This is a genomic window from Vibrio sp. 1562 (genome assembly GCF_033340155.1).
Lineage (GTDB): Bacteria > Pseudomonadota > Gammaproteobacteria > Enterobacterales > Vibrionaceae > Vibrio > Vibrio alginolyticus.
In genome coordinates, this window is the sequence record NZ_JAWOVY010000671.1 from 1 (window position 1) to 548 (window position 548).

Below are 548 nucleotides of genomic sequence, written 5' to 3' on the forward strand. Positions count from 1 at the left end.
ATGATGAACGTATTCGTTGCAATCGTTTCTCGGAAAAATATGGCGAGTCGCTAGATATAGTGACAGCGGCGGATGGCTCTCAGTGGTTTGCCTCTTCCTATGGGTTGTTTAAAACAGTGGCTGGTGGAGAAGCCAAGCAAGTCTTGGAGATGAGTGTTGCGAATGCTCGTCCGGCGTGTTTGATCAGTGATGCGAAAGGTGTGTGGCTCGCATCTTCTGTTGGGTTGAGTTACTACCGATTGTCCGGTGAGTTAGTTAAACACTATTCATCTGCATCGGGCTTGATTAATAATGAGTTTATTCCTGGGATATGTAGCGTAGTGAAACGCACAGAAGATGGTGAACGTGAACTTGTTTTAGGCTCAAAATATGGATTAGTTAAAGCGGAGGCTTCAAAACTATTGGTGTCAAACCCGCCAGAATCCCGCTTTATTGTTAGCCAAGTGATGCTTGAAAACGATGTAATCCAAGTGGGGAGTTCCGACCTTGATGGGATTAAGCTGCCTTATGGTTCTTCGCTGAGTTTTCTCTTTGGCATCATGCCTAAA

1 pseudogene is annotated in these 548 nt (G+C 45.1%); it reads left to right on the plus strand.

Annotated elements, in window-relative coordinates:
* Window positions 1–548, plus strand: a pseudogene (locus R7Z49_RS27000) (AraC family transcriptional regulator); the annotation flags it as partial.